This window comes from Pseudonocardia sp. CA-142604, from assembly GCF_050948475.1.
Taxonomy (GTDB): domain Bacteria; phylum Actinomycetota; class Actinomycetes; order Mycobacteriales; family Pseudonocardiaceae; genus Pseudonocardia; species Pseudonocardia alaniniphila.
Map to the genome: position 1 here is coordinate 6860957 of NZ_CP192045.1, position 24677 is coordinate 6885633.

Consider the following 24677-nt stretch of genomic DNA (forward strand, 5'->3'; position numbering starts at 1 on the left):
GTGGATTCGGCGGGAATCGTCGACGTCCACTCCCACTACGTCCCGCGCGGCTGGCCACAGCTGCCCGGAGGACCGGACGGGCTGCGCTTGGAGATCCGCAGCGAGCGCGACGCGATGATCATGCTGGGCACCCGCGAGTTCCGCCGCATCAGCGACGATGCCTGGGATCCCCAGGTCCGGCTCGCCGACATGGACGACGACGGCGTCGCCGTGCAGGTGCTCTCGCCGACCCCCGTGTTCTTCTCCTACGACGCGGGCCCGAGCGAAGCAACGAAGATCGCCCGGATCTTCAACGAGCTCGCGCTCGAGATCACGAGCGCGACCCCGCGGCTCGTGCCCTTCTGCCAGGTCCCTCTGCAGGACATCGACGCGGCGTGCGCCGAGCTCGAACGCAGCCTCGCCGACGGGCACGTCGGTGTGGAGATCGGCAACCACGTCGGCGACCAGGATCTGGACGCCGGCGGAATCCGGACGTTCCTCCAGCACTGCGCGCGGCTCGGCGTCCCCGTGTTCGTGCACCCGTGGGACATGCCGCAGTCGCCACGGCTGGACCGGTGGATGGCCCAGTGGCTGGTCGGCATGCCCGCCGAGACCCACCTGTCGATGCTGGCGCTGGTGCTCGGCGGTGTGTTCGATGACGTCAGCGCGGACCTGCGGATCTGCTTCGCCCACGGCGGCGGCTCGTTCGCCTACTGGCTCGGGCGCATGGACAACGCCTGGCACCAGCGACCCGACGTCATCGCGACGTCGGAGGCACCGCCGTCGTCCTATGTGGGCAGGTTCAGCGTCGACAGCGTCGTCTTCCGCCCGGAGTCCCTGCGGTTGCTGGTCGACACGCTGGGGGTGGGCTCGGTGATGGTCGGCAGCGACTACCCGTACCCGCTGGGAGAACGTCCGGTGGGCGCCGTGGTGGACCGATCACCTTTCCTCGACGACGAGCAGCGTGCGCTGATCCGGCGGGGAAACGCCGAGCGGTTCCTCGGGGTCAGGCTCCCGACGCTCGCGCCCTCGTCGGGGCGGGCGGCCGCGCCGGCAGGATGACCGGCGACCCGGACAGGCGAGGTCAGGGAGAAATCCGCTCCCCGGCCTCGGCTGTCCGGGGTTCCTGCGTCCCCCGGGCGGCCTCGAGCGGGCCGGCGGCCCCGACCAGGCAGGAGATGAACGCCAGTGATGCCGGGTTGAGGCGCCGTCCCGTGCTCATCGTCGCGCCGACGGTCTGCCTGATCCCCGCGAGACCGACGTCGAGGACGGTGAGCCGCTCGTCCTCCTGGGCGATCAGCGTCGGAAGGAAGGCGACGAAGTCCCCGTCGAGGAGGAGCTGGCGGACCGTCAGGAACGCCGTCGACTCGACGACGTTCTGCGGCACGTTGATCCGGCGGCGGAAGAAGTACTCCTCCAGCTCGTGGCGCAGCACCGTCTCGGGCCCGGGCAGGATCCACGGGTGCTCGCTCAGGTCCTCCGAGCGCACCGCAGCCCGGCCCGCCAGCGTGTGCTGCGCGCCGACCACGGCCGTGATCGGCTCGTGGTATAGGTGGCGCTGCGTCATCCCGGCCGGAGGCGGCGACGTGAGCCGTCCGACGATGAGGTCGACCTGACCGGATTCGAGCTCCAGCAGCAGCGACTCCGGTGTCCCTTCGCGGGTGACGACCGTGACGAGCGGGCTCTGCACCTTGAACGCGGCGATGGCCCGCGGTACGAGGAGGTTGGCGCCCACCAGGTGCGAACCCACGATCACCCGGCCGCGACGCGCGTCGGCGATCTCGTCGAGGTGCCGCGCCGCCTGGCTGATCTGGGCGAGGACAGCACGGGCGTGCTCGGCGAACGCCGCGCCGAACTCGGTCGGAGTGACCCCGCGCGAGGTGCGTTCGAACAGCGTGACGCCGAGGATCTCCTCGAGCTCGCGCAGCCGCCGGGTGAGCACGGGCTGGGTGACGTGCAAGGCGTTGGCCGCAGCGACGATGCTCTGCTGTTGGGTCAGGGTCTGGACGAGCACCAGGTGGCGGATCTTGAGCCGGCCGTCGAGGAGATGGCTCTCCCGGCCGCTCATCGACGGGCCGGCTGGTCGGGGTCCGCAGGGCACACGGCTCAGGCCGAGGCGGTGGAGTACTCGTGGACCGTCCGCCCGCCCACGATGGTCTCGAGCACGCGCAGGTCCAGGAACTCGCTGTCCGGCACGTCGAGGACGTCCCCGGAGAGGATCACCAGGTCGGCGAGCTTGCCCGGCTCGATGGACCCCTTGAGGTGCTCCTCGAAGGTCGCATAGGCGTTGTTGAGGGTCCAGATGCGCAGCGCCTCCATGCGGCTGACCTTCTCCTCGGGCATGAGCTCCCCGGCAAGGGTGTCCTGCGAGAAGGTCGTCCACAGTCCGAGCAACGGTCGCTGCAGGTCGTACGGGATGGCCGGGGTGTCCGTCCCACCCGTCACGAGCAGACCGGCGTCGAGCCAGGAGCGGACAGGCTGACCCCACTCGCGCACGGTGTGCTCCAGCGGCGTCAGATCCTCGTCGTGCGCCACCAGCTTCAGGGCCTCCATGGTCTTGTGCATCTCCATGGCCCGGCCCGCGCCGAAGTAGGCGAGCATCGGGTTCGCCGCGATGATGACGCCGAGCTTGCGCAGCCGTTCGTGGTGGGCGGGATCGATGAGGCCGAAGGCGTGCTCGTAGCTCCAGCGCTTCCCGGCCAGCGGGATCTCGGCGTCGGCGGCCTCCAGCGCGTCGAGGATCACCGTGATGTCGTCGCCGAGATCGCCGGGTGTCCCGTGGATCGCGAACCGCCATCCGAGCCGGTTGCCCTCCCGGACGAGGCTTTCGAGCTTGCGCGGGGTCGTCGTCCAGTAGCCGTAGTTCTGCGCGACGAGCTTGAGCCCGCCGATGCGCACCCACTCGTCGCCGAATCCCTGCCGGGGGCCGAAGTAGGAACGCAGGGTCTCGGTGATCCGCTCCACGCTCCAGTGCTGCACCGGTAGCCCGAGCAGCAGGTCCATCCGGACCGTCGCGTCGCCGCTGCGCGCCACGTCGACGTACGCATCGAGGTCCGCCACCGACGTGCCCATGTCCCGCGTCCCGGTGATCCCGGCCGCGCTGAGCTTGCGCATCTGCGCGAGGATCGCCCGCTTGCTGGTCTCCCGGTCGTACTGCAGCAGGTCCCACATCTGCGGTTCCTGGCCGAGCCGCACCCACCACGCCCGCCGCGCAAGGTCCCCGGCCCCGACGATCAGGTGCCCGGTCGGGACCCCGTTGTCGTCCCGCACGATGTGGCCTTCGGACAGCTCGTCGGTGCCGTCCGGGTCCGGCGTGTCGGGCCCGATGCCGGCCATCTCCAGCGCCAGCGTGTTGACGATGACGTTGCGGCCGCCGTCGGCGATGTAGACCGGGTTGTCCGGCGCCACCGTGTCGAGGTCGTGCCGGTTCGGGAAGCGTCCGTCCTCGATGCCCCCGCGGTAGAGGCACGACGTCGTCACCCACTCCCCCGGCTTCGCGTCGCGCACCGCGGTGCGGATCAGCGCGAGGATCTCCCCGATCGACCGCGCCGACGCGACGTCGACCTTGGCCCCGACCTCCGCCGCCTCGAACCCCGCCATCATCGGGTGGGTGTGGTTGTCGATGAGGCCGGGGATCACCGAAGCGCCCTGCAGATCGACCTCCCGCGTCCCGCGCCCGGCCAGTGCCCGCATCTCGCGGTCGCTGCCCACCGCGACGATCCGGTCGTCGGCGATGGCCACCGCCTCGGCCACGGAGGACCCGGCGTCCACGGTCACGATCTTCCCGCCGTGCAGGACCGTGTCCGGGACCAGCCGCCCTGAATCGATCTTCACGTCACCACGTCCTTCCCGCTCGCCCGCGTCGTGCAGGCGATGAGTGCCTTCGAGGCGCCGACCGCTCCCGTGCCGAACAGCACGAGAACCGCGTCGTTGTCCTGCACCACGCGCCCGGCCGCCTGCGGGGCGAGCCGGAACGTCGTGCGTGCCCCGACCCGGTCGACCACGAGCGGAGGACCGCCGTCGAAGGTCACCAAGCCCTTGACCCGCACGACGCTCGAATCCAGCCCGTCGATCCAGCTCGTGAACCGAATCCGGTCGAGCGGCTCCGACACCGTCACCGTCACGACCGGCAGCGTCGTGTGCTCCCCGGCCTCGGGTTCGGGCACGACGCGACGGCGGTCCGGGGCGGCCTGGGGAGCGAGCAGCGACGCGACGGCGTCCACCGCCTCACCGTCCCGGACCGCGGGCGCGGCCGAATTGATCAGCGCGAGCCGCGACGGGATCAACTCGACGTCCGCGGCGGGCGCCACCGCGGTCTTGGAGAGCACGAACAGGTCGGCGGCCACGATCTGCCGGTAGGCGACGGTCGCGTGCCGCAGGTTCGCGTCGAACTCCTGGCAGTCGATCACCGTGACGACCCCGACCAGCGCCAGCGGGGTGTCCGTCCGGTTGTTCGCGACGGCCTCCACGACCGCGGTCGGATCGGCGAGGCCACTGGTCTCCACGACGATGCCGTCCAACCGGTGCGCCTGCGCTGTCAACGCAGCCAGCGCCGCCTCGAGATCGCCGGTGTTGCGGCAGCACAGGCAGCCGTCGGCGAGCTCGATCACGTCGTCGGTGCTCTCCGCGATCAGGGCACCGTCGATGCCGATCTCGCCGAAGTCGTTGACCACCACGCCGAGCCGGGCACCGTCGGCCCCGCCCAGCACCCGGTTCACCAGAGTCGTCTTCCCGCTGCCCAGGAACCCCGTGATCACCAGTACGGGCAGCACCGCGCGATAGGCCATGCTCAGGCGACGGGATCGCGCGGCTCGAGCGCGGCCACGAGCTCGGTGTCCACGCCCACGGGACCGAAGTCCGCCGCCCCGCCCGGGCTGCCGATCGGCTCGTCGCGGCCCGGGAGGGGCTCGGCGAAGAAACGGATGTTGTCGGCGACGTGCGCTGCGTGCTGCTCCGGCGTCTGCTTGTCGAGCGTGATGGCGTCGACCGGGCACACCGTCTCGCACTGACCGCAGTCGATGCACTCGTCGGGGTTGATGTACATCTTCCGCTCGCCCTGGTAGATGCAGTCGACCGGACACTCCTCGACACACGAGCGGTCCATCTTGTCGACACAGGGCTCAGAGATCACGTAAGGCATCGCCTGCCTCCTCTCCTGCTCATCCGGCCGCGATATCGACCTCGACCGCGGCCGGCGTCATGCCTTCAGCACGTCGGCGACGTCGTTCCAGGCCACTCCGGACAGGTCGACGGGATCGGCGACCGTGCCGCACCTCGTGCAGGTCCGTTGCTCGACCGAGCCGTTGAACGCGACGACCGCGTCCCAGTACTTCTGCTGCGGCACGTCCGCGACGAACTCGATGGAATGCACCAGCGCGTCGCACGAGGTGCAGAAGAATGCTGCGGCCTCCTGGTTGGGAGTGGGCGCCTTGAGCCGCACCTGCAGCGCCTCGGTGGCCGGCAGCACCCGTGACGGCATCCGGGCGGGCAGGTAGGTGACGGTGCCGGCCTCGAAGTCGAGGGTCTTCACGCCGCTCGGCGTGCGGAACTCGACCGTGCCCGTGCCGGCCATCGTCACCAGCAGCTCGTCCATGGCCGTGACCAGGTGGAAGGGCTGGGCGACGCTGTTGCGGCTCAGATGCGGCGCCGGGTCGACGCCCACCGCGGCGAGGGGGAAGTCGTCGTAGGAGCCCCAGGTCTTCTTCCCCTCCTTGAAGATGTTGATCGTCTTCTTGCGCATGGGATACTCACGTGCGGCGGTCATCGCGCGATCTCCCCGCCGAAGCCCGCCTCGGCGCCGGCCTTCTCGATATCGCCGCGTGCCCGGTTGGCCAGCTCGATGTACTGGGTGTATCGCCTCCAGCCGGCGATGTAGTTCGGGAACTCCTCGTTGTGGTGTCCGCACGCGGAGCAGATCCGGTCGGTCTCGTTGAACGCATCGACCGCATCGGCGTACAGCCGGATGTTCGGCAACTCCTGGTAGTACGGGTGCGGCGGGCCGACGTGCATGTCGACGTCGAGACGGAAGATCACCTCGTTGCACTCCGAGCAGCGGAAGATCTTGGCCTCGTTCTGCGGCGCGGCGTCGCGCATCCGGATGGCGATGATGCACATCTGGTACGCCTGCATGACCGGAGCCTTGGGCTTGTTGAGGAACATCGTCACACCGTGCGTGGTGTCCTGGATGTGGACGTGCCCCGTCTTCAGCGGCGCACCCTCGGAGGCCATGCTGATGACGACCTCCTGCTGGTCGTTGTAATGGTAGAAGTGAAATCGCGGCATGTCGGGAATCGAGTACGAGAACGCGGTGACCGGCACCATGTCGCCCGGCCCGAAGAAGTTGAACATCTCCTTCTGCTGCTGCATCCCCTGGTGAGTCAGCATGTGCTCGAAACTGTTCGCCGCGCGCGGCTCCTTCGTGGGGCCACCCTCGCCGAACCACTCCAGGGTCTCCTCGACGGGCGCTTCGGTCTGCACGGTCATGCGGTCATCTCCTCCCGAGCGGGAACGGGTCAGACGTTCGCGGTCAGATCCGCGAGCGACGTCTCGTACTGGATCTTCGCGATCTCGTCGAACGGCCAGCCGAGCCGCTCCATCTCCAACTCCACCTGGTCCGCGGTCTCGGCCTCGTAGATGTTCACGATCGTCCCGTCGACGAGGTTGGCGTAGGCGTGCACGAATGTCGCGTGCTCGTTCTTGACGATCTCCCGGGCGGACTCACCGAACTGCTCGAGGGTGATGCCGGGCGCGTGCAGGATCACGAGGTACTTGGCCATGGATATCTCCTGGAGAGAAGCGGTGCGCGGATACCGGGTCGCGGACCGCGACGCCGGTATCGGCGTCGGCCGATCGCCGATCTTCCCGACGGTGACGCCGGATACCTGTGCTTCGAACCATATCGACAGGGCGTCGGCAGAACACGGGTAATCCGACGCCCCCGGGCCGGATCAGGTACCCCCGCGGCTACGAAACAGGTATGTCTACCCCTTGACGAAAAGGGCCTTCCCGGGCGCGTTGTCGAGCCGCGGGGCCGCCGCTACAGTCCGGTCCACCGCCTGCGCCCTTCGTCCCGGCAGGGATGTCGTGCCCGCCTGCGGTCCCGACCCGTCGCGCCCATGCGGACCCGTGTCCCCGCAGCCGGCCGCGTGACCGGTGTCCGTGTTCCGACCACACTCCGGGGGCTCCCGATGACCGACACCGAACCGACCGCCCGCACGACTGCGGGGGTGGTGCGCGGCCGGACCGAGGACGGGTTGCAGGTCTTCCGCGGCGTCCCCTACGCGCGCCCGCCCATCGGTGAGCGGCGCTGGCTGCCCGCCGAACCCGCCGTCCCCTGGTCCGGAGTGCGCGATGCGTCGGCCGACGGCCCCGTCTGCCCCCAGCCGGGACGCGGGCCCGTCCCGTCCCTGCTCGGCTACACGATCGACCCGGCCGCCATGTCCGAGGACTGCCTCACCCTCACCGTCTGGACCCCGGGGGCCGACGACCGCCGCCGGCCCGTCGTCGTCTGGATCCACGGCGGCGGGTTCCTCACCGGCGCCGGCAGCCTGCCCCTCTACTCCGGGTCCTCGCCGGCCGAGCACGGCGATGTGGTCGTCGTGGCGATCAACTACCGGGTCGGTCCCTTCGGCTACCTCGACTGCCACCCGGACGACCGGTCAGCAGGCAACCGAGGCCTGACCGACCAGGCGCTGGCCCTGCAGTGGATCACCGACAACGTCGCTTCGTTCGGCGGCGACCCGGGGAACGTCACCGCCGTCGGCCAGTCCGGCGGGGCGTGGTCGATCCTGACCCTGCTCGGGATGCCGGACGCACCTCCGGTGCGGCGCGCGATCCTGCAGAGCCCCCCGCTGGGCTCGCCGATGCGGACCGCCGACGACGAGGCCCGGATCCGGGAGCTCTATCGGTCCGTCCTCGGCGTCGGTGACGATGCCGCGCTGCGGGCGCTGCCGGCGGGCGCACTGGTCGCAGCCGTGCCGGAGATGATCGGCCGCACCGCGGAGTGGGGCCGCTACCTGCCGGTCTTCCAACCGCACGTCGACGGCCGGTACCTGCACGCCTCGGTCTGGGACGACGTGCCGACGCACTCCCCCCACACCGAGATCATGATCGGGTGGACGAGCAGGGAGTTCGCGTTCTTCTTCGGGCGGGAGCCGAGGCCGGAGGACGCGCCGCCCGCCCGGCTCGTCGAGCGGATGCGATGGAGCTTCGGCGACGCCGCGGACAAGGCCCTGGACCGCTACCGGGACCTCTACCGGACGGACTCGGTGCAGGAGCTTCTCACCCGCTACGCGGGCGATGAGATGTTCCGGATCCCGTGCCTCGACCGGGCGGCGGCGCTCTCCGCGGGGGGCCTCCCCGTTCACGCCTACGAGTTCGGCCTGTCGTTGTCCGGCAGCACGGAGGAGTTCGGCGGGGCGCACTGCCTCGAGATCCCGTTCGTATTCGGCACGTTCGACGCGATGCGCCGCGGCGACGCGGTGCTGACCCGCGACGTCGACGCGGCCACCTCACGAACGGCGACGGACGCCATGCGGTCCGCATGGCTCGCCTATGCCCGCGACGGCGATCCCGCTGTCGGGGCGACCGCGGGTTGGGCCCCGTTCACAGCGGACGCCCCGAACGGCATGGTGTTCTGCGAGCAGGGCGTGGTGGCAGCTCCCACCGGCGATCTCAACGCACCGCTGCGCGCCGTGTGGGACGACCTGCGCGTCTGACCGCCTCAGGAGACGGACTGGTGACGCACCACCCAGGCCGCTACCTGCACCCGTGACGACAGGTTGAGCTTGGCCAGGATGCGCTCGACGTGTCCGCTGACGGTGCGCTGCGAGATGACCAGCTCTCGGGCGATCGCCCGGTTGGTGAGACCCCGGCCGATGAGGGCGGCGACCTCCAGCTCACGGCGGGTCAGAGGGCTCGCCCGGGGGCCGGCGGGCGTGGTGAGCGCAGGCGTAGGCGATGCCGCGACGAGGGGTGGCGGCGCCGGCTCCAGCAACGACCGCATGTCACCGGAGGCGGCGAGCTCGGCACCCGTGCGGTAGGCCCGGGCGAAGGTGCGCTTCCCCACCGCCTCGCGGATGCCCTGTTCGGCCTCGCGATGGTGGACCAGCAGCGCGGGCAGGAAGGTCGGCACGCTGTCGGTCCGGTGGCTGAGCGCGTCCGCCGCCCCGAGCAGCGCGGCAGCGCGGCTGGAGTCCCCGTCACCTGCCGCTATCCAGGCGAGCGCCTCCAGGCAGACCGCGGCGACGAGCGGATGGCCGACGTCGTCGGCCACGCGCAGGCCCTCCCGCAGCCGGACCGCGGCGTCCTCCCCCCGGCCACTGCGCCAGAGCGAGACACCCGTCCCCCACAAAAGGTAGGACCGGAACACCGACTCGCCGCGTGCCGCCGTGATGTCGAGTGCCTGCTCGAAGCATCGCCCTGCTCGCTCGCTGTCGGACCCCAGCTCGTAGGCGAAGGCCAGCATGGTCAGCGCGGAGAGATGGAGGATCTCCTCGGCGCCGGGACCACCCAGCGCTGCGACGGCGACCTCGAGCTGCGCCCTGGCCCGGTCGATCTCGGCGGAGAAGAGCGCCGCGACCCCGTCGGTCAGCGCCACGATGCCGTGCACGAGAGGATCCGCGCTCGCCGTCCCGGTCGCCCTGGCTCTGGCCACCAGTGCGAGAACCGCCTCGAGATCGCCCTGCGAAGCGGTGAGCACACAGTCGGCGAAGATGCCGGTGGCGAGTTCGACGGAGACCTTCCCGTCGTCCTGCGCGAGCATTCGATCCAGCCAGTACCGCCCCTCGCTGAAGAGGCCCCGCGCGTTCCAGAACGGGAACAGCGCGACCGCCGTTCGCAGCCCACGCTGCGGATCCTGGAGCGCACCGCGGTCGAGGACGTCGCGGAAGTTCGGCAGCTCCCGCTCGAGACGAGCGATCCACTCCAGCTGGCGGGGCCCGATCCACTCGTCGTGGGCAGTTCCGGCCAGGTCGCTGTACCAGAGGGTCAGCCGCTCGACCACCTCGTCGGCGTCCCCCTGCTCGCGCGCCTTCCCCTGCCCGTACTCCCGCAGCGTCTCCAACATCCGGAAGCGGGCCGGCGCGGCGTCGGAGTCCTCCCGCATGAGGATCGACTTCTCGATCAACGACGTCACGATGTCGAGCAGGCCGTCCGTCCCGCAGATCGCCGCGGCGGCCTCCATGTCCATGCTGCCGGCGAAGAACGCCACGCGGGACCAGACCCGTTGCTCGGCTGGGCTGCAGAGGTCGTGGCTCCAGTCCATGCAGAGCCGCAGTGTCTGCTGACGCGTGGGTACTCCGCGGCCGCTGTGGGTCAGCAGCGCGAACCGATCGACGAGCCGTTCGAGGATCTGCGACGGCGACAACGTCCGCAGCCGCGCCGCGGCGAGCTCGATGGCCAGTGGCAGCCCGTCGAGTCGCCGGCAGATGTCCGCGACGTCGCCGGCCACGCCGTCGGTGAGGACGAACCCGCCGGCAGCGGCCGATCCTCGTTCGACGAACAGCGCGACCGCGTCGGACTCCACCAGGCCGGCGGGCGTGATGTCGTGGGTGGCGCCGGGCACCGCCAGCGGCGGGACGCGCAGGAGCACCTCACCCGCGGCCCGCAGCGCCTCACGGCTGGTGCACAGGATGTGCACGCGCCGGCACCGGCGGAGCACCCGATCGCACAATGCTGCGACGGCGTCGACGATCTGCTCGCAGTTGTCGAGCACCAGGAGGCAGTCGGCGTCGGCGAGCTTGTCGACGAGCGCGTCCTCGAGTGGCTTGTCGGCGGGCGCCAAGACCCCGAGCGTGCCGGCGACCACGTTGACCAGCAACGACGCGTCCGAGAGCTCCCCGAGCTCGACCAGCCAGACCCCGTCCGGGAAGCTCCCACGGACCTTCTCGGCCGCCCGCAGCGCCAGCCTGGTCTTGCCCACCCCACCGATCCCGGTCAGCGTCACCAGGCGGGCTGTGCGCAGCAACCTCCGGGTCTCGGCCAGCTCGCTGTGCCGGCCGACGAACGTCGTCAGCTCGATGGGCAGGTTGTCGACGGCCCGCGACCGGCCCGGTGCCGCCGTGCCCGCGGGTGCGCTGCCACCAGCCGCGGTAGCGCTAGCGTCATCGCCGGGCATGCCGGCCATTGAACCAGTTCCGCCGCGCCCGACGAGTCCCTCGTGAACGGGATGCCACGGCTCCGCACCGCCCTATGCATGAACGGGCATCGCGCTGTGCTGAGAAGACATGGCACGGCCCGTCATACCCGCGTGTCCCGGGTCTCGGACATCAGGTAGCAGGCGATGCCACTGATCAGGGCAGCCACGACCACGATCAGGAAGATGATGATTTTCGATCCCTGCGATGCCAGGTAGGTGACGAGAATCGGGAAGGTCCCGCCGATCAGGCTCACCGATACCGCGTAGGCGAGCGACACTCCCGATCCTCGGGTGGCGGTCGGGAACTGCTCGGCCATCGTGGCGGAGATACAGCCACCCATCATGGCGACGATGACGTTGCCGACGATCGTCACGAGCAGCACGAAGCCGGCCGAGCTAGAGGGCAGGACGTAGGTCGGGTACGCCCAGATCGCACTCGCCACCGCGAACGCGATCATCATGGGCCGTCGGCCGAACCGGTCGGCGAGCATCGCCATCACCGGAATCAGCGGCAGGTAGACCACAGCGCCCAGCAGACTTATCTGCTGAGCCGTGGCCAGCGGGATATCGGTGACCGTCGAGATGTAGGTCGGAAGGTAGATCTGCCAGGTCAGAAACGCGACATTGGGCAGTACACCGATGATCATCACCCGCACCAAGGAGCGGCGGTCGCGCCGGAGCAGATCGTGCACCGGCCGGGGAGCGTCGTCCTGGGAGTCGCGATGGGCGGCAAAGGCAGGCGTCTCGGTCACGCTGCGGCGAAGCACCAGCCCGACGAGGGCGAGTACCGCACCCAGCAGGAACGGGATGCGCCAGCCCCACGAGGACAACGCGTCGGCGGGCAGCAACGACGTGACCACCGTCGACACTCCGAGGGCCGCGAACAGGCTTACACCGCTGCTGAAGTCCCGCCAGCTACCGGCGAGGGCACGTCGGCCGGGTGGGGCGAACTCCAGGAGGAAGGTGGCAGACACGCCGCCCTCACCGCCTGCGGAGAAGCCCTGCAGCAGTCGCATGAGGCCGAGCAGAATCGGCGCAGCGAGACCGATGGTGGCGTAGGTGGGGAGCAGACCGATCACGAGGCTGCCGACACCCATCAGCAGGATCGCCAGGGACAGTGCGTTCCGTCGACCGCCTGCGTCCGCCAGCCGACCGAGGACGAGACCGCCGATCGGCCGCATCAGGTAGCCGAGGGCGAAGGTCGAGAACGCGAGCAGCAGGGACGCGGCCTGGTTACCCGTCGGGAAGAACTGGCCGGCGAAGACCGGCGCCATGTAGCCGTAGATCGTCCAGTCGAAGAACTCGGTGAAGTTGCCGATCGCACCGGCCCATACGGCGCGCCGGCGGGGAGTCATCGGCGCGTCGGTGACCGATACGGCCCGGCCGAGGTTCTCGTTCATCAGAGATGGCTCCTGCATGCGACACGAAACGGGGGACATCGGACGCGCGGCGGGGAATGCAGGGCGGCAGGGCGTGCTACTTCGGAGTGAGGCTCCGGAGAGCGTCGTCCAGGGGCTGTTGTCGGGCGATGGCGCCGCGCCAGGGCAGCAACTCCTTCGCAGCATCGACTCCGACGGCGCCCACCACCCGACCATCCGCCTCGTACACGACGAGGCGAGACACACCCGCGCCCGGATCGAGCACTCGGACGGTGTCGGGGTTGCGGGTCGTCCCGTATATCTGCAGTCGGTGCCCGTACTGGTCGGACCAGACGTAGGGCACCGCCACGAAGGGCTGGTCGTCCCCGAGGAAGTTCCCGGCCGCCACGCGACCCTGCGCGTGAGCGTTCGTCCAGTGCTCGATGCGGCGCAACTCGCCGGTGTCCCGGTCGCGCCATCGGGCCACGTCACCCACTGCGTAGATCCCCGGCGCGGCGCAGAGCGTCTCGCTGCAGATGAGGCCGTCGTCGATCTTCAGCGCGTCGTCGCCGGAAAGCCAGTCGGTGCTGGGCGCGGCACCCACGCCCACCAGGACCAGATCCCCCGGGACGACCCGGCCGTCGTCCAGCACGGCTCCGTCGACGCGCCCATCGCGCTGACTCAGCGACACGACCGTCCTGCCGCAGTGGACCGTGACGCCTCGCCGTCGGTGCAGCTCGGTCCACTCGGCACCGACCTGCTCGCCCAGGCCCCGTTCCAGAAGTGTCGGGCCGGCCTCGACGATCGTCACGGGGAGCTCGCGCTCGCGGGCGGCCACGGCGATCTCGGCGCCCACGAACCCGCCGCCCACGATCAACACCGTCGAGGCACGAGCGAGTGCCGTGCGCAGGCGTTGCGCGTCGGCGAAGGTCCTCAGCACGTAGACGCCAGCGCAGCCGCTCAGAGCATGCGGCCGGCGAGGAGCGGCACCGGTGGCCACGAACAGGCCGTCGTAGGACAGCTCCCCGCCGTCGTCGAGATGGACGGTTCGGCTCGTGCTGTCCACACCCACCGCTCGGGTGCCGAGGCGGAGGTCGGTACCCACGAGATCGTCGGGGCCGCACAGCGGGGCCGCGACGCTCGAAGCCCCGTTGCGGATGCCCTCCTTCGACAGATGCGTGCGGTCGTACGGCACGACGTCTTCGTCACTGACCAGCGTGATCGACCCGGTGAACCCTCGTGCGCGCAGCGTGCCGACCACCGTCGTCCCGGCCCGAGAGGCCCCGACCACGACGACGCGGCCCGCACCGATCACGTCTCGACCATGGCGAGCACACCGGCCGGGCAGTCACGGATCGCCTGCTCGACGGCCACGCGCGCGGACTCCGGCGGCTGCGCCAGCAACAGGATCACCTTGGCGTCGTCGTCGTCGAGGTCGAACACCTCAGGTGCTGCCAGCGCACAGTCGCCGCAGCTCGTGCATCCATCCCGGTCGACGCTGAGGGTCATGCCCACTGCGCAGCCTCCTCCGGGCTCCACTCGACGATCAGGCTCTCGGGGCCGCGGAAGGAGATGTTCCTGGGATACGTCACGGTCTGCCCCTCCGCCAACCGGAGGTCGGGGAAACGGCGGGCCAACATGCCGATCACGGTGCGCACCTCGACCCTGCCCAGATGCTGGCCCAGGCAGAAATGGGTTCCCTTGCCGAACGAGAGCTGCACGCGCGCGTTGTCGCGGTTGATGTCGAACACCTCGGGCTCGGGGAACACACTCGGATCGTGGTTGGCGGCGCCGAAAGCGAGCATCAACCGTGTGTTCCCGGGGATGTCGACACCGCCGATGGTGACGGCCCTGGTCGTGACCCGCCGCCACGCGATCACCGAGGAGTCGAACCGCAGCGTCTCCTCGACAGCGGAGTCGACCAACGCCGGGTCCGCGTGCAATCGCTGCCACAGACCATGGCGGGAGAGAAGATTGCGGAGGGCGTTGCCGATGAGGTTCGTCGTCGTCTCGTGACCCGCGAAGCTCAGCGCGAAGATGACGCTCGCGATCTCCCGATCGTTCAGCGCGCTGTCGTCGGACTCCCGCTGCCGGAGCAACTGGCTGGTCAGGTTGTCGCCCGGCACCTGCGTCTGCTGCTCGACGAAGCGCTCACAGTAGTCCCAGAACTTGACCATGTTCGTGGCCGCGCGCAGCTGGTAGTCGGCGTCAGGGCGGCCCCAGTTGATCTCCAGCTTGTCTCCGCACCACTGCTTGAGCTGCTCGACGTCCGCATCGGGGAATCCGAGCAGACGGAAGACCGTGAGTGCCGGCAGCGGGAATGTCAGGGCGGGCACGATGTCCACCCTGCCCAGTTGCGCGAAGTCATCGATCAGGCGCTTCGAGAACTCCTCGATCCGCTGCTGCAGCTTCGCCACCTTGCGCGGCAGGAACAGCGGCGCGAGGTGGAGGCGGATCCGACTGTGGGCCGGTGGGTCGAGGTTGGACAGAACCGGCACATTGCGCAGGCCCCGCCTCAGAATGTCCTGAGCCTCGTCCGTCAGTGATGACAGCGGAGCTTGCGCAACCGTCGCGGAGTACGCGGCGGGGTCGGACAGGATGGCCGCGATATCCTCGTATCGAGTGACCACCCAATAGTTGATCGACGGCACATAATGCACCGGCCCGCTCTCCCGTAGATCGTTGAGGATCGAATACGGCTCGGCCAGATATTCATCGGAAAGAGGATCGAACCCGTGGGCTACCGGACATCCCGCCACCGCCGACATCGAATGGTTACTCCTCACATGTGCACGCACGCTCCCAGCGCACTTTGTGACCGGGTCCGCCGAGTGTGAGCCGGGCAGGAAGCCAGGGTCGGCCCGCAGGACCGTGCACACAAGAACCTTTTCCGGCTTGAACCATGCCTGTTCGGCTATGACGACCGGACCAGCGCTACCTGGCCGGGCCTGCGCCCTGTCGTGGGCCTGAACTGGGAAAGGCCAGCAGTTCGGCCCCCGCACGAGGCTCGTCGGGGTAGCCGGAGACGTGCCCGCCTCGGGCGGCGAGCACGCCGGCGAGGGTCTGCGGTATGAGAACCGTGATGACCAGAAGAAGCGGAATCGTCCAGCCGCCGGTCACCTCATGGACCACACCCAGTGCGAGTGGACCGACCGCTGCCAGCACATAGCCGAAGCATTGCGACATGCTGGACAACTGCGCCGCATGCCGAATGTCCGGTGCCCGCTGCACGATGAAGAGTAGGGCCAGGCTTATCGCCGCGCCCTGACCGAGTCCGAGCAACGACATCCACAGATACGCCCCGGCGATCGGCGCGACCAACAATCCACCGAGGGCAATCACGTATAGCACCGACCCGGCCACCACGATCGCGGCAGTCCGCGCCGCTCCCCCGGTGAGCATGGGGGCCAGGAATGCCCCGACGATGCCCACGACGCTGCTCAGCGAGAGCATCACGCCCGCAGTCACGCCACTCATTCCGGCGTCGGCCAGCAGAGTCGGCAGCCAGGCCGCAACCATGTAGAAGGTCATCGCCTGCAGACCCATGAAGCAGGTGACCGCCCAGGCAAGCGGGTTGCGCCAGAGTCCACGCACCGGATGCGCGGCCGCTTTCGTGTCGGCAGCCGAAACTCGGGTGCGCCGACGAGTCCGTGGCAGCCACACGATGATCGCCGCGACCGCCAGCACGCCCCACAACGCGAGCACGCGGCGCCAACCCAGCCCGGTAGCCCTCTCCAGCGGGACGCTCAACCCAGCGGCGAGGGCGGGGCTTGCGAACATCGTCATGGTGTACAGCCCGGTCATCAGGCCGACCCTGCTCTCGAAGTCGCGCTTGATCACTCCCGGCAGCAGCACGTTGGCGACCGCAATGCCGGCGCCGATCAGCACTGTGCCACCGAGGAGCGCCGCCAGTGGCTGCAGCAGGCGAACCGCCGCGCCGGCCGTGATCAGCACCATGGTGAGCAGCAACGTCAGTTCGATGCCGAGTCGTCGACCCAGTCGAGGAGCGAGCGGCGCCAGCACGCCGAAGCACAGCACCGGCAGAGTGGTCAGCAGCCCGGCGGTGGACACCGACAACCCCGTGTCGGCGCGAATCGCGCCCAGCAGCGGGGACACGGCGACCACCAACGGCCGCAGGTTCGCTCCCAGCAAGATGACGCCGACGGCTGGTAAGAGTGTGGAACGAGCCCGCGTCGTCATCGTGCCGAGTCTTGGCCGGCGGCTTGCGGTCTGTCGAATACGTCACCATGCCCACCGGCGTAATCGCGCTCGAATTTCATCTGATCCATTCCCCCGTTCTCACAGAATTTCCGCTCTGGTTCCGCCGTAATGGGCGATGGAAAGCCGTGTCCGCCCTCACGTCGAGCTGGTTCATCAGTATCGCTCGATTGCCGCAGGAGATGTGATCCCGCGGTCCTTCTATCTGTCAGCGACGGGCGGAGATGCGATTGGCGGTAGGTGTCGTAGGGAAACTCCGACGGCGATGATCGCGGCGAAGATGACCGCAAGGTAGATCGAGAGACCATCCCAGCCTGCTCGGCCGTACCAGACGCCGCCGGCGGTGCCTCCGATCGAGGAACCGAGGTAATAGCAGAACAGGTACACCGCGGGGCCCGAGCCGTGCAGTCGTCCTGATCGGGCGCCGACCCAGCCGCTGGCCACGGAGTGGGTGGCGAAGAACCCGATCGTGACCAGCACCAGTCCGAGCACGATCACCACGACGTGGGAGCTGAGCATCAGAGCCACCCCGGCGAGTGCTACGAGCGCGCTGGGCCACAGCGCTGCTCGGTAGCTGAACGAACCGACGAGCCGGCCGGCCACCGCGGACGCCCCCGCCCCCGTGAGGTAGATGACGAACAGGGCGCCGACCAACGCCTGCGAGAGCCCGAACTCCGGGGAGAGCAGCCGGTACCCGAGATAGTTGTAGACGGTCACGAACCCGGCCATGTCCAGGAACCCGATCACGTAGAGCGCTGTCAGTCCCCGGTCGCCGAAGGTTCGCGACCCGCCACCTGGCGCTGCGGCGAAACGCAGCGGGACGGGGCGGAAGTTCCGCGACGGCAGGACCGTCGGAATGAAGACCACGGCCGCGAACACCGACAGGACGCTCACCGCGGCGAGCGCTACGCGCCAGCCGGCGAAATCGGCGACCGCTCCGGCCAGCGTGCGTCCGAGCATGCCGCCGAACGCGGTACCCGCGACGTAGATGCCCATCCCCGAGCCCAGGGAACTGCGGTGGAGTTCCTCGGACAGATACGACATCGCGGTGGCCTGGAGCCCGGCCAGGGCACAGCCCTCCAGCCCGCGTAGCACCAGCAGAATCGCAAAGCTCGGTGCGAACGGAACAGCCAGGCCGATCACGGCCGTCGCGACGATGGAGATCGACATGACCTTCGTGCGCCCGTGGGTGTTGGAAATTGCGGCGAGCGGGATCGTCGAGAGCGCGAGCACAGCTGTCGGTACGGACAGCGTCAAGCTCGCGATCGCCGGGCTCACTCCGAACTGCCGACCGACCGCCGGGAACAGCGCCTGCATGCTGTAGAGCACGGCGAACGTGGCGCAGGCCCCGGCCACGAGCGCCAGGTTGACGCGACGGAACTCGCGGGTTCCCCGGCGGTGGCCGATCTCGCCGGCGGCCACGGGCTCGCGCGTGATCGGATTGTCGGATGCGCTGACCACAATATTGACGCTAGGCACGCGCGAGCCATCCGTCCTATGGGCTTTCGGATGCCAATCGATCCAGAAATGAGTACGATGTGGTCATGGCGGGTACGGCGGAAATCATTGCCGCAGACCTCACACCACGCCTCACTCTGTTGAGGGCAATGCGATCCCACGGTCATCTCAGCGCGGCCGCCGAAGCCGCCGGTGTACCCCAGCCGACTGCCACCCGCTGGATCGGCGACCTGAGCAGCACCGTCGGAGTTGCGTTGACCCGGCGGGTCGGGCGGCGATCGGAGCTGACTGCGGCCGGAATCGCTCTCGCGGATGCGGTCGTCACCTCGCACCAGAGCTTGGCCATGGGGGTGGCCCGGGCGCTGGAGGCCGCGGATCCGGCACGAGGCCATGTGGTCTTCGGGTTCCTCCGCAGCTTGGGCACGACCAGCGTGCCCGCCCTGCTGCGCGGATTCCGGTCCGAATACCCTCATGTGCGATTCAGCCTTCTGCAGGCCGGCCACAACGAGCTGCTCGAGCGGGTTGCCGCGGGAACGGTCGATGTCGCCTTGAGCTCCACTCTGGCGGTGCCGGCGGATCTGCATTCGGTGGCGTTGTATCGGGAGCCTCTCGTCCTGGTCGTGCAAGCCGATCATCGGCTGGCGAAGCGCCGGCAGGTCCGTCTGGAGGAGTGTCGCCACGAGCCGTTCGTGAGCCTGCGGCCGGGCGTCGGGCTCCGCAGCCTGGTCGACAGCCTGTTCACCTCGGCGGGATTCAGTCCTGCTCACGGGTTCGAAGGCGACGACGTGGAGACCGTCCGGGGCCTGGTGGCGGTCGGTCTCGGAGTGGCGGTCCTGCCGGCCCGTGAGGGCGGACCCCTTGCCGGCGCAGCGGAACTGTGCCTCCGCCCGCAGCGCCACCGCGAGATCGGGCTGATCACGTCGAACAAGCGGCGCCTCGAGCCTGCAGCGGCCTCGTTCTATCGGTATTCGCTCGAGAGTTCGTTCTGACGGCGACCTTTCAGCCCGGCGCCCCAGCTTCCGCCGGGCTCGTCACGGCAACCTCGTCCTGGGCCATCGCATGGTCAGGCGACGATGTCGACGGTCGGGTCCAGGCGGATGTCGAGCACGAGCGGGCGGGTGCGGTCCACGAGCAATTCCGCTACGGCGTCGAAGTCGGATGTCTTGGCAACCGATATCGCCTCCGCGCCGAGGCCCTCCGCCACCCGCTGGATGTCCGGCCAGCTCATGTACGAGTGCGCGGGATCGACGCCGTGGACCAGGAACTTGTGGTACTCAGCGCCATAGGCCCCGTCGTTGAAGACCACCACGATCACGGGAAGCTGCTCGCGGACCGCGGTGGCCAGCTCGGCGGGATTCATCATGAATCCGCCGTCGCCGACGAGGCAGACGGTCGGGGCGTCCGGGCGCGCCACGGCCATGCCGATCGCTCCCGCCAACCCGAGTCCGATCGCGCCGAATCCACCCATTGCCGTGAACCGGGAGGCGTCCTCGGTGTGGATGTAGGGCCAGGCGGCGTGGACGAACCGGCCGAGGTCGCTGACGACGTTGCGCCTGGCGGGCAGACGCTCGTCGAGCTCGACCGCCGCGACACGCACATCGATGGTGCTGCCGTTCGAACGGTCTTGGAACTCGGACCGGGGATCGAAGTCAGCGATGAGGCCCTGCGCCCGATCAAGCCATCCTCGCTGCGACGTGTGTCCTGCCTCGCGCAGTCGGGCGATGAACACACTCGCCACGTCGTCGGCGTCCCCCACCACAGCCTCGTCGGGCCGCAGATACCAGCCGAACCTGCCCGGGTCGGAGTCGATCTGAACGATCTTCTTCCCCGCGGTGAGCTCGCCGCGCATCGTCGTGTGGAGGTTCAAGCTCGACCCGAAGGCGACGATGCAGTCGGCCTCGGCAAGCACGGTCGATGCGGCAGTGTGCGTGAGGTTGCCGCAGATGCCGAGGTTGCTCGGATGACCGGCGAACATGTCCTTGGCCGGCACCGATGTCGCGAGCGGAGCGCCGATCAGCTCCGCCAGCTCGACCAGCGACCTCTCCGCCCCGGCGGTCACCGCGCCCCGCCCGGCCAGGATCACCGGGCGTGTCGCCGAGGCGATCAGGCCCAGCGCGGAGTCGAGCTGCATCTCCCCCGCGACGAGTCGCGCTCGGTGGGACGGCGCCCGCACCGCCGCAGGATCGACGGAGACGGACGCGAGCAGGAGATCGTATGGCACGTCGAGCAGTACCGGCCGGTCCTCGGCGAGGATTCTCTGCAACGCACGACTCACGTCCCGGTACAGCGACTCCGGCCGATGAACACGCTCGTACCCGGCCCCCGCCGCGGCTGCGAAGGTCGACAGGTCGAGCCGCTGAAAGTGTGTCGGCTCGCCCGGGGTCGCGCCGGTCAACAGCAGCACGTGGCTGCGACTGCGCACCGCCTCCACGAGGCCGGTGAGGGCGTTGGTGACACCCGGCCCGTGGGTGACGGTCGAGAGGCCGATCCGGCCGGTGGCCCGCGACCAGCTGTCCGCCATCGCTACCGCGCCGGTCTCGTGGGCTGCAGCGACGAACCTGCCACCCCGCTCACGGAACGCCGAGACGTAGAGCATGTTCGCGTCGCCCATCAGCCCGAATACCGGCGCCCCGTCCTGCTCGATCAAAGCGTCGGCCAACGCTTGGTAGAGTTTCATTCAATCTCCCTCAATCCGGCAAACGCGCCTACTGCCGTGAGCCGGCGCGCGCTGCGGTTTCCCGTGGATCTCACGCTAGGCACCAGGAAACATCTACGTCCAAGACAGATTGCAGCCCTCGTCATATCGTGGAGATATGTCGGGCTCCGAACTACGGTTACTTCGCTACTTCGTCACCGTGGCGGAAGAACGCCATTTCGGTCGGGCCGCTGAGCGTCTGCGGATGGCCCAGCCACCGCTGAGCCAGCAGATCCGCAAACTCGAGCAGGAGCTGGGGGCCGAACTCGTCGACCGCTCTTGCCGGCCGATCGCCTTGACCGAAGCAGGGCAAGCGTTCTTGACCGAGGCGCGGCTGTGTCTCGTGCACGCCGAACGTGCCTTTGCCGCAGCGCGACGGGCGGCCGCCGGCCAGCTGGGTCAGGTCCGCATCGGTGCGATGCAGGCCGCTGTCTCCGGCGTCCTGTCGCACGTCATCCGCGCGCACAGGCGCAGCCATCCCGACGTCGCGCTGGAGGTGGTGGACCTCGGGACAGTCGAGCAGGTGCGTCAACTCGTCGAGCACCGGCTCGACATCGGCTTCCTGCGCGGCCCCATCGACGACGGGTCACTGACCGTCGAACCGCTGCTCGACGATCCCTTGATGGCAGTTCTCTGGGACGATCACCCTCTGGCCGGCGAGGAACGGCTCCCCCCGTCGGCGTTGTCGGGGCAACCGACCCTGCTGTGGACACAGGCCACGGCACCCACCGTGTACGCCGACGTCGTCGAACTGTTCCGGCGTCACCAGATCGATCCCTGCATCGTCGACGAATCCCCCCGGGTCGAATCCGTCCTGGCCCTGGTCGCAGCCGGTCTCGGCGTCGCGTTCCTGCCCACGTCGTTCGTGAACCTCGGCCGACGCGGGGTGCGATTCGTCCCGCTCACCGGCTCGATCCCGGATCGGCCGCTGGTCCTTGCCTGGCGGACCGACAACGCGTCCGCAACCCTGTCGGCTTTCGTCGACGCCGCGCGCAGGTCGGTGCCGTGCTATCTGGCGGATCTGACGGCCCGGCACCCGTCTCTGCGGCTCTGAGCCCCAGCCGCAGAGACGCGAAACAGGATCCTGCGACCGCCGTCGGCGCATCAAGCCCGTGGGCCTCCGGCGACGTAGAGCACTTGGCCGGAGACGAAGCTCGATTGCTCGTCGACGAAGAAGGACACGGCATTGGCGACGTCCTCGACCCGGCCGGCCCGCTGGACGGGGATGGCCTTTGCGCGATCCTCGACGTACTGCTCCCACGGAACGCCGATCCGATCCGCCGTTGCGCGTGTCATGTCGCTGGCGATGAACCCGGGCGCGATGCAGTTCGCGGTGATCCCGAACTTGCCCAGTTCGACGGCGAGGGTCTTGGTGAACCCCTGGAGCCCGGCCTTGGCCGTCGAGTAGTTCGCCTGACCGCGGTTGCCGAGCGCCGAGGTCGACGAGAGGTTCACGATCCGGCCCCAGCCGGCGCTGACCATGTGTTTCTGCACCGCCCGGGTCATGAGGAACGACCCGCGCAGGTGCACACCCATCACGGCGTCCCAGTCCGACTCGTCCATCCTGAAGAGCAGGTTGTCGCGTGTGATCCCGGCGTTGTTCACCAGCACCGTCGGGGGCCCGAGCTCGTCCGCCACGAGTAATACCGCGGCGTCGACGCCGCCGGCGTTCGTCACGTCGCACCTGACAGCGATCGCGGTGCCGCCGGCCGCCCCGATACCGTCGGCGGTCTTCTCCGCGGCGGACTCCGCCAGGTCCAGCACGGCGACGGTGAGCCCGTCAGCCGCCAGGCGCTGCACGGTGGCGGCGCCGATGCCGCGGGCAGCGCCGGTGACGATCGCGACGCGTCCTTCGGTCGATCGGGTTTCAGGCATCAGAGGGCTCCTTCGCAACAGGCTTCGGGATGGCGTAGTCGATCTCGATCTCCGCGGGTGACCACCTTCGTGCGGATGCATGTTCGGACCCGCCGGCGGATGAAATCGAAGTACTCGCCCGACACCTGTGTCTCGGTCATAGCCCGATGGTGTGCGCGGCGCTGATGCAATTCCAAGACCAGTTCGCTGGTTATTGTTGGCGGATCCGCATCAATGGAGGTTCGGGTGGACCCGCTCCAGCTGCGCGCGTTCGTGGCCGTCGCCGAGGACCTGCACTTCGGCCGAGCAGCCGAGCGTCTGCACATCGCCCAGCCGTATCTGAGCCGCACCATCCGCGCGCTCGAGGAGGACCTCGGCGCCCCGCTGTTCCGTCGGACCACCCGCAGGGTCGAGCTGACGCCGGCGGGGGCGGCCCTCGTGGATCGTGCGCGGGCCATCCTTGCGATGGGGGACGAAGCGCGCGCTTCGGTCGCAGCGGCCCACGAGGGGAGGAGCGGGCGGGTGCGGATCGGTTTCGCCGGGCCGTCCGCGCACGACGCGGTGGGGCAGCTCGCCCGGGCCGTCCGGCAACAGCACCCGCTGATCGACCTCGTGTTCCTGCCGGGGCGCTACGGTGCGTCGGTCTTGTCGGACCTGCTCCGCCACGAGAGCGACCTCGCGCTCGCGCGGTTCGCCGAACCACCTGCGGGGGTGTCCAGCCGCGCTATCGCCCGCGACCGCTGCGTCGTCGCGGTGCCGACGAGCCACCGGCTCGCGCAGGCCGCGGAGCTGCGGTTCGACGATTTCCGCGACGAACCGTTCGTCGCATTCCCCGAGTCCTTCGGTTCGTCGGTTCGCGCCATCCTCGTGTCGGGGTGCCAGGCTGCCGGGTTCGACCCGCGGTTCGTGCAGATCGCCCCGGACTCGTGGACCAGCATCGCGCTGGTCTCGGCCGGAGTGGGTCTGCACTTCACGACGGCGACCGCGGTCGCCCACCTTCCGCTCGACGGCGTCCACATCTGCGAGATCGCCGGTCCTCCCGCGATCTCCGTCTACCTGCTCTGGCGGCAGGGCGACGACGATCCCGTCCTGCGCCGTGTCCTGCGCACGTCGGTGGAGGTGCTGCCCGGCGCCGAGTGACTGCGGCGAATCCGGACGCGTCGTACTGCGGAGGTTCGCCGTCGAGCGATCGCGATCAGCAGCGGAGCTCTACCCACGCTCCGGCGTGGGATCCTGGCGATCCACGCCGGTCAGGTCGACCAGGTCTCGGTCACGTCGGACAGTGCGGCGACGACCGCGTCCGGGATCCTCCCTCCCGGCTCGGCGCGGCGTTCGGCCACCGAGAGCGCGCCGGTGACCACACCGTCATGCCGAAGCGGGACGGCGGCCGCCACCGCACCGGGGAGCACCGCGCCGCTCTCCCCGCGCTCGGCCCCCGTGTCCCGGATCCGGGCGCATGCGTCGAGCAGCGCAGCAGCCGCAGCCGGGTCCGCGTCGTACACGGCCAGCGCGATCCGCTTGCGCTCGGCGGCCGGCAGGAACGCCAACAGCACCCGCCCGGCCGCGGTGTCCGGCAGCGGCGCGCGCACCCGCGCGGATATTGCGACGTCGAACGACTCGTCGGCACCTGCCCAGTCCACGTAGACGACGTCATCCCCCACCCGGACAGCGAGCAGCACCGGCAGGCCGATGACCCCGGACAGGTGGGTCAGCGCCTCGTGCGGCACGGCAGGCACCGGCGGCGCCCCGGCCCGCGCCGCCAGCATCCACGGCGCCGGGCCGAGCGTGTAGTGGCGCTCGCGCTCGTCCAGATAGCCGGTGGCGACCAGCCCGTCGACGAGCTTCTGCACCGACGACACCGGCGCACCCACCGCCCGGGCCAGGCCGGACAACGTGCTGCCGCCGGGCCGGCGGGCGGCCGCCTCCAGCAGTCCCGCCACCCGATCCACGGTTCGGTGATGGTTACGCATATGGGTAA

The 24677-nt window shown here is 69.5% G+C and carries 22 protein-coding genes; 5 read left to right on the top strand and 17 right to left on the bottom strand.

What is annotated here, in order from left to right; translation table 11 throughout:
- Window positions 1-1041, top strand: a complete 1041-nt coding sequence (locus ACQPZQ_RS31065) for an amidohydrolase family protein (RefSeq protein ID WP_433286683.1) — start codon at window positions 1-3, stop codon at window positions 1039-1041.
- A gap of 22 nt (window positions 1042-1063) precedes the next feature.
- Here ACQPZQ_RS31065 and ACQPZQ_RS31070 read toward each other — a convergent pair whose 3' ends face one another.
- The 7 genes from ACQPZQ_RS31070 to ACQPZQ_RS31100 are packed head-to-tail and all read right to left on the bottom strand — an operon-like array spanning window position 1064 to window position 6755.
- Window positions 1064-2047: a LysR substrate-binding domain-containing protein gene (locus ACQPZQ_RS31070; RefSeq protein WP_433286685.1), complete on the bottom strand. Its 984-nt coding sequence runs from the start codon at window positions 2045-2047 to the stop codon at window positions 1064-1066.
- Window positions 2048-2085: 38 nt separating this feature from the next.
- Window positions 2086-3813 carry an amidohydrolase gene (locus ACQPZQ_RS31075; protein ID WP_433286687.1) on the bottom strand — a complete coding sequence of 576 codons (1728 nt, stop codon included), beginning with the start codon at window positions 3811-3813 and terminating at the stop codon, window positions 2086-2088.
- Window positions 3810-4766, bottom strand: coding sequence for a CobW family GTP-binding protein (locus ACQPZQ_RS31080; RefSeq protein ID WP_433286689.1), 957 nt, complete (start codon window positions 4764-4766; stop codon window positions 3810-3812). The genes ACQPZQ_RS31075 and ACQPZQ_RS31080 overlap by 4 nt, the downstream gene beginning before the upstream one ends.
- Before the next feature lie 2 nt (window positions 4767-4768).
- Window positions 4769-5119: a ferredoxin gene (gene fdxA, locus ACQPZQ_RS31085; RefSeq protein ID WP_433286691.1), complete on the bottom strand. Its 351-nt coding sequence runs from the start codon at window positions 5117-5119 to the stop codon at window positions 4769-4771.
- 57 nt (window positions 5120-5176) lie between these two features.
- On the bottom strand, window positions 5177-5743 hold the full coding sequence (locus ACQPZQ_RS31090; RefSeq protein ID WP_433286693.1) for a hypothetical protein: 567 nt from the start codon (window positions 5741-5743) through the stop codon (window positions 5177-5179).
- Window positions 5740-6462 (bottom strand): hypothetical protein, encoded by a 723-nt coding sequence (locus tag ACQPZQ_RS31095; RefSeq protein ID WP_433286696.1) that lies wholly within the window; start codon window positions 6460-6462, stop codon window positions 5740-5742. The genes ACQPZQ_RS31090 and ACQPZQ_RS31095 overlap by 4 nt, the downstream gene beginning before the upstream one ends.
- A gap of 29 nt (window positions 6463-6491) precedes the next feature.
- Window positions 6492-6755, bottom strand: coding sequence for a hypothetical protein (locus tag ACQPZQ_RS31100; RefSeq protein WP_433286698.1), 264 nt, complete (start codon window positions 6753-6755; stop codon window positions 6492-6494).
- Between the two features lie 411 nt (window positions 6756-7166).
- On the opposite strand from ACQPZQ_RS31100, the gene ACQPZQ_RS31105 reads away from it, so the two are divergent.
- Window positions 7167-8696, top strand: coding sequence for a carboxylesterase/lipase family protein (locus ACQPZQ_RS31105; protein WP_433286700.1), 1530 nt, complete (start codon window positions 7167-7169; stop codon window positions 8694-8696).
- Between the two features lie 5 nt (window positions 8697-8701).
- Here the strand turns inward: ACQPZQ_RS31105 and ACQPZQ_RS31110 are convergent, their stop codons facing one another.
- The 7 genes from ACQPZQ_RS31110 to ACQPZQ_RS31140 form a co-directional block, all read right to left on the bottom strand.
- On the bottom strand, window positions 8702-11095 hold the full coding sequence (locus ACQPZQ_RS31110; RefSeq protein ID WP_433286702.1) for a LuxR C-terminal-related transcriptional regulator: 2394 nt from the start codon (window positions 11093-11095) through the stop codon (window positions 8702-8704).
- A 122-nt stretch (window positions 11096-11217) separates the two neighbouring features.
- Window positions 11218-12516, bottom strand: coding sequence for an MFS transporter (locus tag ACQPZQ_RS31115; RefSeq protein WP_433286704.1), 1299 nt, complete (start codon window positions 12514-12516; stop codon window positions 11218-11220).
- A 76-nt stretch (window positions 12517-12592) separates the two neighbouring features.
- Entirely contained in the window at window positions 12593-13789 is a 1197-nt protein-coding gene (locus ACQPZQ_RS31120; protein WP_433286706.1) for an NAD(P)/FAD-dependent oxidoreductase, read from the bottom strand.
- Window positions 13786-13983, bottom strand: coding sequence for a ferredoxin (locus tag ACQPZQ_RS31125; RefSeq protein WP_241042599.1), 198 nt, complete (start codon window positions 13981-13983; stop codon window positions 13786-13788). Before ACQPZQ_RS31125 ends, ACQPZQ_RS31120 begins: the two co-directional genes overlap by 4 nt.
- On the bottom strand, window positions 13980-15242 hold the full coding sequence (locus ACQPZQ_RS31130) for a cytochrome P450 (RefSeq protein ID WP_433286709.1): 1263 nt from the start codon (window positions 15240-15242) through the stop codon (window positions 13980-13982). Before ACQPZQ_RS31130 ends, ACQPZQ_RS31125 begins: the two co-directional genes overlap by 4 nt.
- 166 nt (window positions 15243-15408) lie before the next feature.
- Entirely contained in the window at window positions 15409-16674 is a 1266-nt protein-coding gene (locus ACQPZQ_RS31135; protein WP_433286712.1) for a CynX/NimT family MFS transporter, read from the bottom strand.
- A gap of 219 nt (window positions 16675-16893) precedes the next feature.
- A complete protein-coding gene (locus ACQPZQ_RS31140; RefSeq protein ID WP_433286714.1) occupies window positions 16894-18153 on the bottom strand; it encodes an MFS transporter in 1260 nt (419 codons plus the stop codon).
- An 83-nt stretch (window positions 18154-18236) separates the two neighbouring features.
- On the opposite strand from ACQPZQ_RS31140, the gene ACQPZQ_RS31145 reads away from it, so the two are divergent.
- On the top strand, window positions 18237-19139 hold the full coding sequence (locus ACQPZQ_RS31145; RefSeq protein WP_433286716.1) for a LysR family transcriptional regulator: 903 nt from the start codon (window positions 18237-18239) through the stop codon (window positions 19137-19139).
- Between the two features lie 74 nt (window positions 19140-19213).
- Here the strand turns inward: ACQPZQ_RS31145 and ACQPZQ_RS31150 are convergent, their stop codons facing one another.
- The gene (locus ACQPZQ_RS31150) at window positions 19214-20827 is read right to left on the bottom strand and encodes a thiamine pyrophosphate-binding protein (RefSeq protein WP_433286719.1); all 1614 of its coding nucleotides are present in this window, start codon (window positions 20825-20827) and stop codon (window positions 19214-19216) included.
- Between the two features lie 136 nt (window positions 20828-20963).
- On the opposite strand from ACQPZQ_RS31150, the gene ACQPZQ_RS31155 reads away from it, so the two are divergent.
- Entirely contained in the window at window positions 20964-21899 is a 936-nt protein-coding gene (locus ACQPZQ_RS31155; protein WP_433286721.1) for a LysR substrate-binding domain-containing protein, read from the top strand.
- 50 nt (window positions 21900-21949) lie between these two features.
- Here the strand turns inward: ACQPZQ_RS31155 and fabG are convergent, their stop codons facing one another.
- Window positions 21950-22720 (bottom strand): 3-oxoacyl-ACP reductase FabG, encoded by a 771-nt coding sequence (fabG, locus tag ACQPZQ_RS31160; RefSeq protein WP_433286723.1) that lies wholly within the window; start codon window positions 22718-22720, stop codon window positions 21950-21952.
- A 225-nt stretch (window positions 22721-22945) separates the two neighbouring features.
- On the opposite strand from fabG, the gene ACQPZQ_RS31165 reads away from it, so the two are divergent.
- On the top strand, window positions 22946-23839 hold the full coding sequence (locus ACQPZQ_RS31165) for a LysR family transcriptional regulator (protein WP_433286725.1): 894 nt from the start codon (window positions 22946-22948) through the stop codon (window positions 23837-23839).
- 110 nt (window positions 23840-23949) lie between these two features.
- Here ACQPZQ_RS31165 and ACQPZQ_RS31170 read toward each other — a convergent pair whose 3' ends face one another.
- Window positions 23950-24639, bottom strand: coding sequence for an IclR family transcriptional regulator (locus tag ACQPZQ_RS31170; protein ID WP_433286728.1), 690 nt, complete (start codon window positions 24637-24639; stop codon window positions 23950-23952).
- Window positions 24640-24677: the final 38 nt, after the last annotated feature.

Excerpts from the sequence above, each read along its gene's own strand:
- ACQPZQ_RS31070 (WP_433286685.1), bottom strand. The coding sequence starts at position 2,047 with ATGAGCGGCCGGGAGAGCCATCTCCTCGACGGCCGGCTCAAGATCCGC.
- ACQPZQ_RS31080 (WP_433286689.1), bottom strand. The coding sequence starts at position 4,766 with ATGGCCTATCGCGCGGTGCTGCCCGTACTGGTGATCACGGGGTTCCTG.
- fdxA (WP_433286691.1), bottom strand. The coding sequence starts at position 5,119 with ATGCCTTACGTGATCTCTGAGCCCTGTGTCGACAAGATGGACCGCTCG.
- ACQPZQ_RS31090 (WP_433286693.1), bottom strand. The coding sequence starts at position 5,743 with ATGACCGCCGCACGTGAGTATCCCATGCGCAAGAAGACGATCAACATC.
- ACQPZQ_RS31095 (WP_433286696.1), bottom strand. The coding sequence starts at position 6,462 with ATGACCGTGCAGACCGAAGCGCCCGTCGAGGAGACCCTGGAGTGGTTC.
- ACQPZQ_RS31100 (WP_433286698.1), bottom strand. The coding sequence starts at position 6,755 with ATGGCCAAGTACCTCGTGATCCTGCACGCGCCCGGCATCACCCTCGAG.
- ACQPZQ_RS31105 (WP_433286700.1), top strand. The coding sequence starts at position 7,167 with ATGACCGACACCGAACCGACCGCCCGCACGACTGCGGGGGTGGTGCGC.
- ACQPZQ_RS31110 (WP_433286702.1), bottom strand. The coding sequence starts at position 11,095 with ATGCCCGGCGATGACGCTAGCGCTACCGCGGCTGGTGGCAGCGCACCC.
- ACQPZQ_RS31115 (WP_433286704.1), bottom strand. The coding sequence starts at position 12,516 with ATGAACGAGAACCTCGGCCGGGCCGTATCGGTCACCGACGCGCCGATG.
- ACQPZQ_RS31125 (WP_241042599.1), bottom strand. The coding sequence starts at position 13,983 with ATGACCCTCAGCGTCGACCGGGATGGATGCACGAGCTGCGGCGACTGT.
- ACQPZQ_RS31130 (WP_433286709.1), bottom strand. The coding sequence starts at position 15,242 with ATGTCGGCGGTGGCGGGATGTCCGGTAGCCCACGGGTTCGATCCTCTT.
- ACQPZQ_RS31135 (WP_433286712.1), bottom strand. The coding sequence starts at position 16,674 with ATGACGACGCGGGCTCGTTCCACACTCTTACCAGCCGTCGGCGTCATC.
- ACQPZQ_RS31145 (WP_433286716.1), top strand. The coding sequence starts at position 18,237 with ATGGCGGGTACGGCGGAAATCATTGCCGCAGACCTCACACCACGCCTC.
- ACQPZQ_RS31150 (WP_433286719.1), bottom strand. The coding sequence starts at position 20,827 with ATGAAACTCTACCAAGCGTTGGCCGACGCTTTGATCGAGCAGGACGGG.
- ACQPZQ_RS31155 (WP_433286721.1), top strand. The coding sequence starts at position 20,964 with ATGTCGGGCTCCGAACTACGGTTACTTCGCTACTTCGTCACCGTGGCG.
- fabG (WP_433286723.1), bottom strand. The coding sequence starts at position 22,720 with ATGCCTGAAACCCGATCGACCGAAGGACGCGTCGCGATCGTCACCGGC.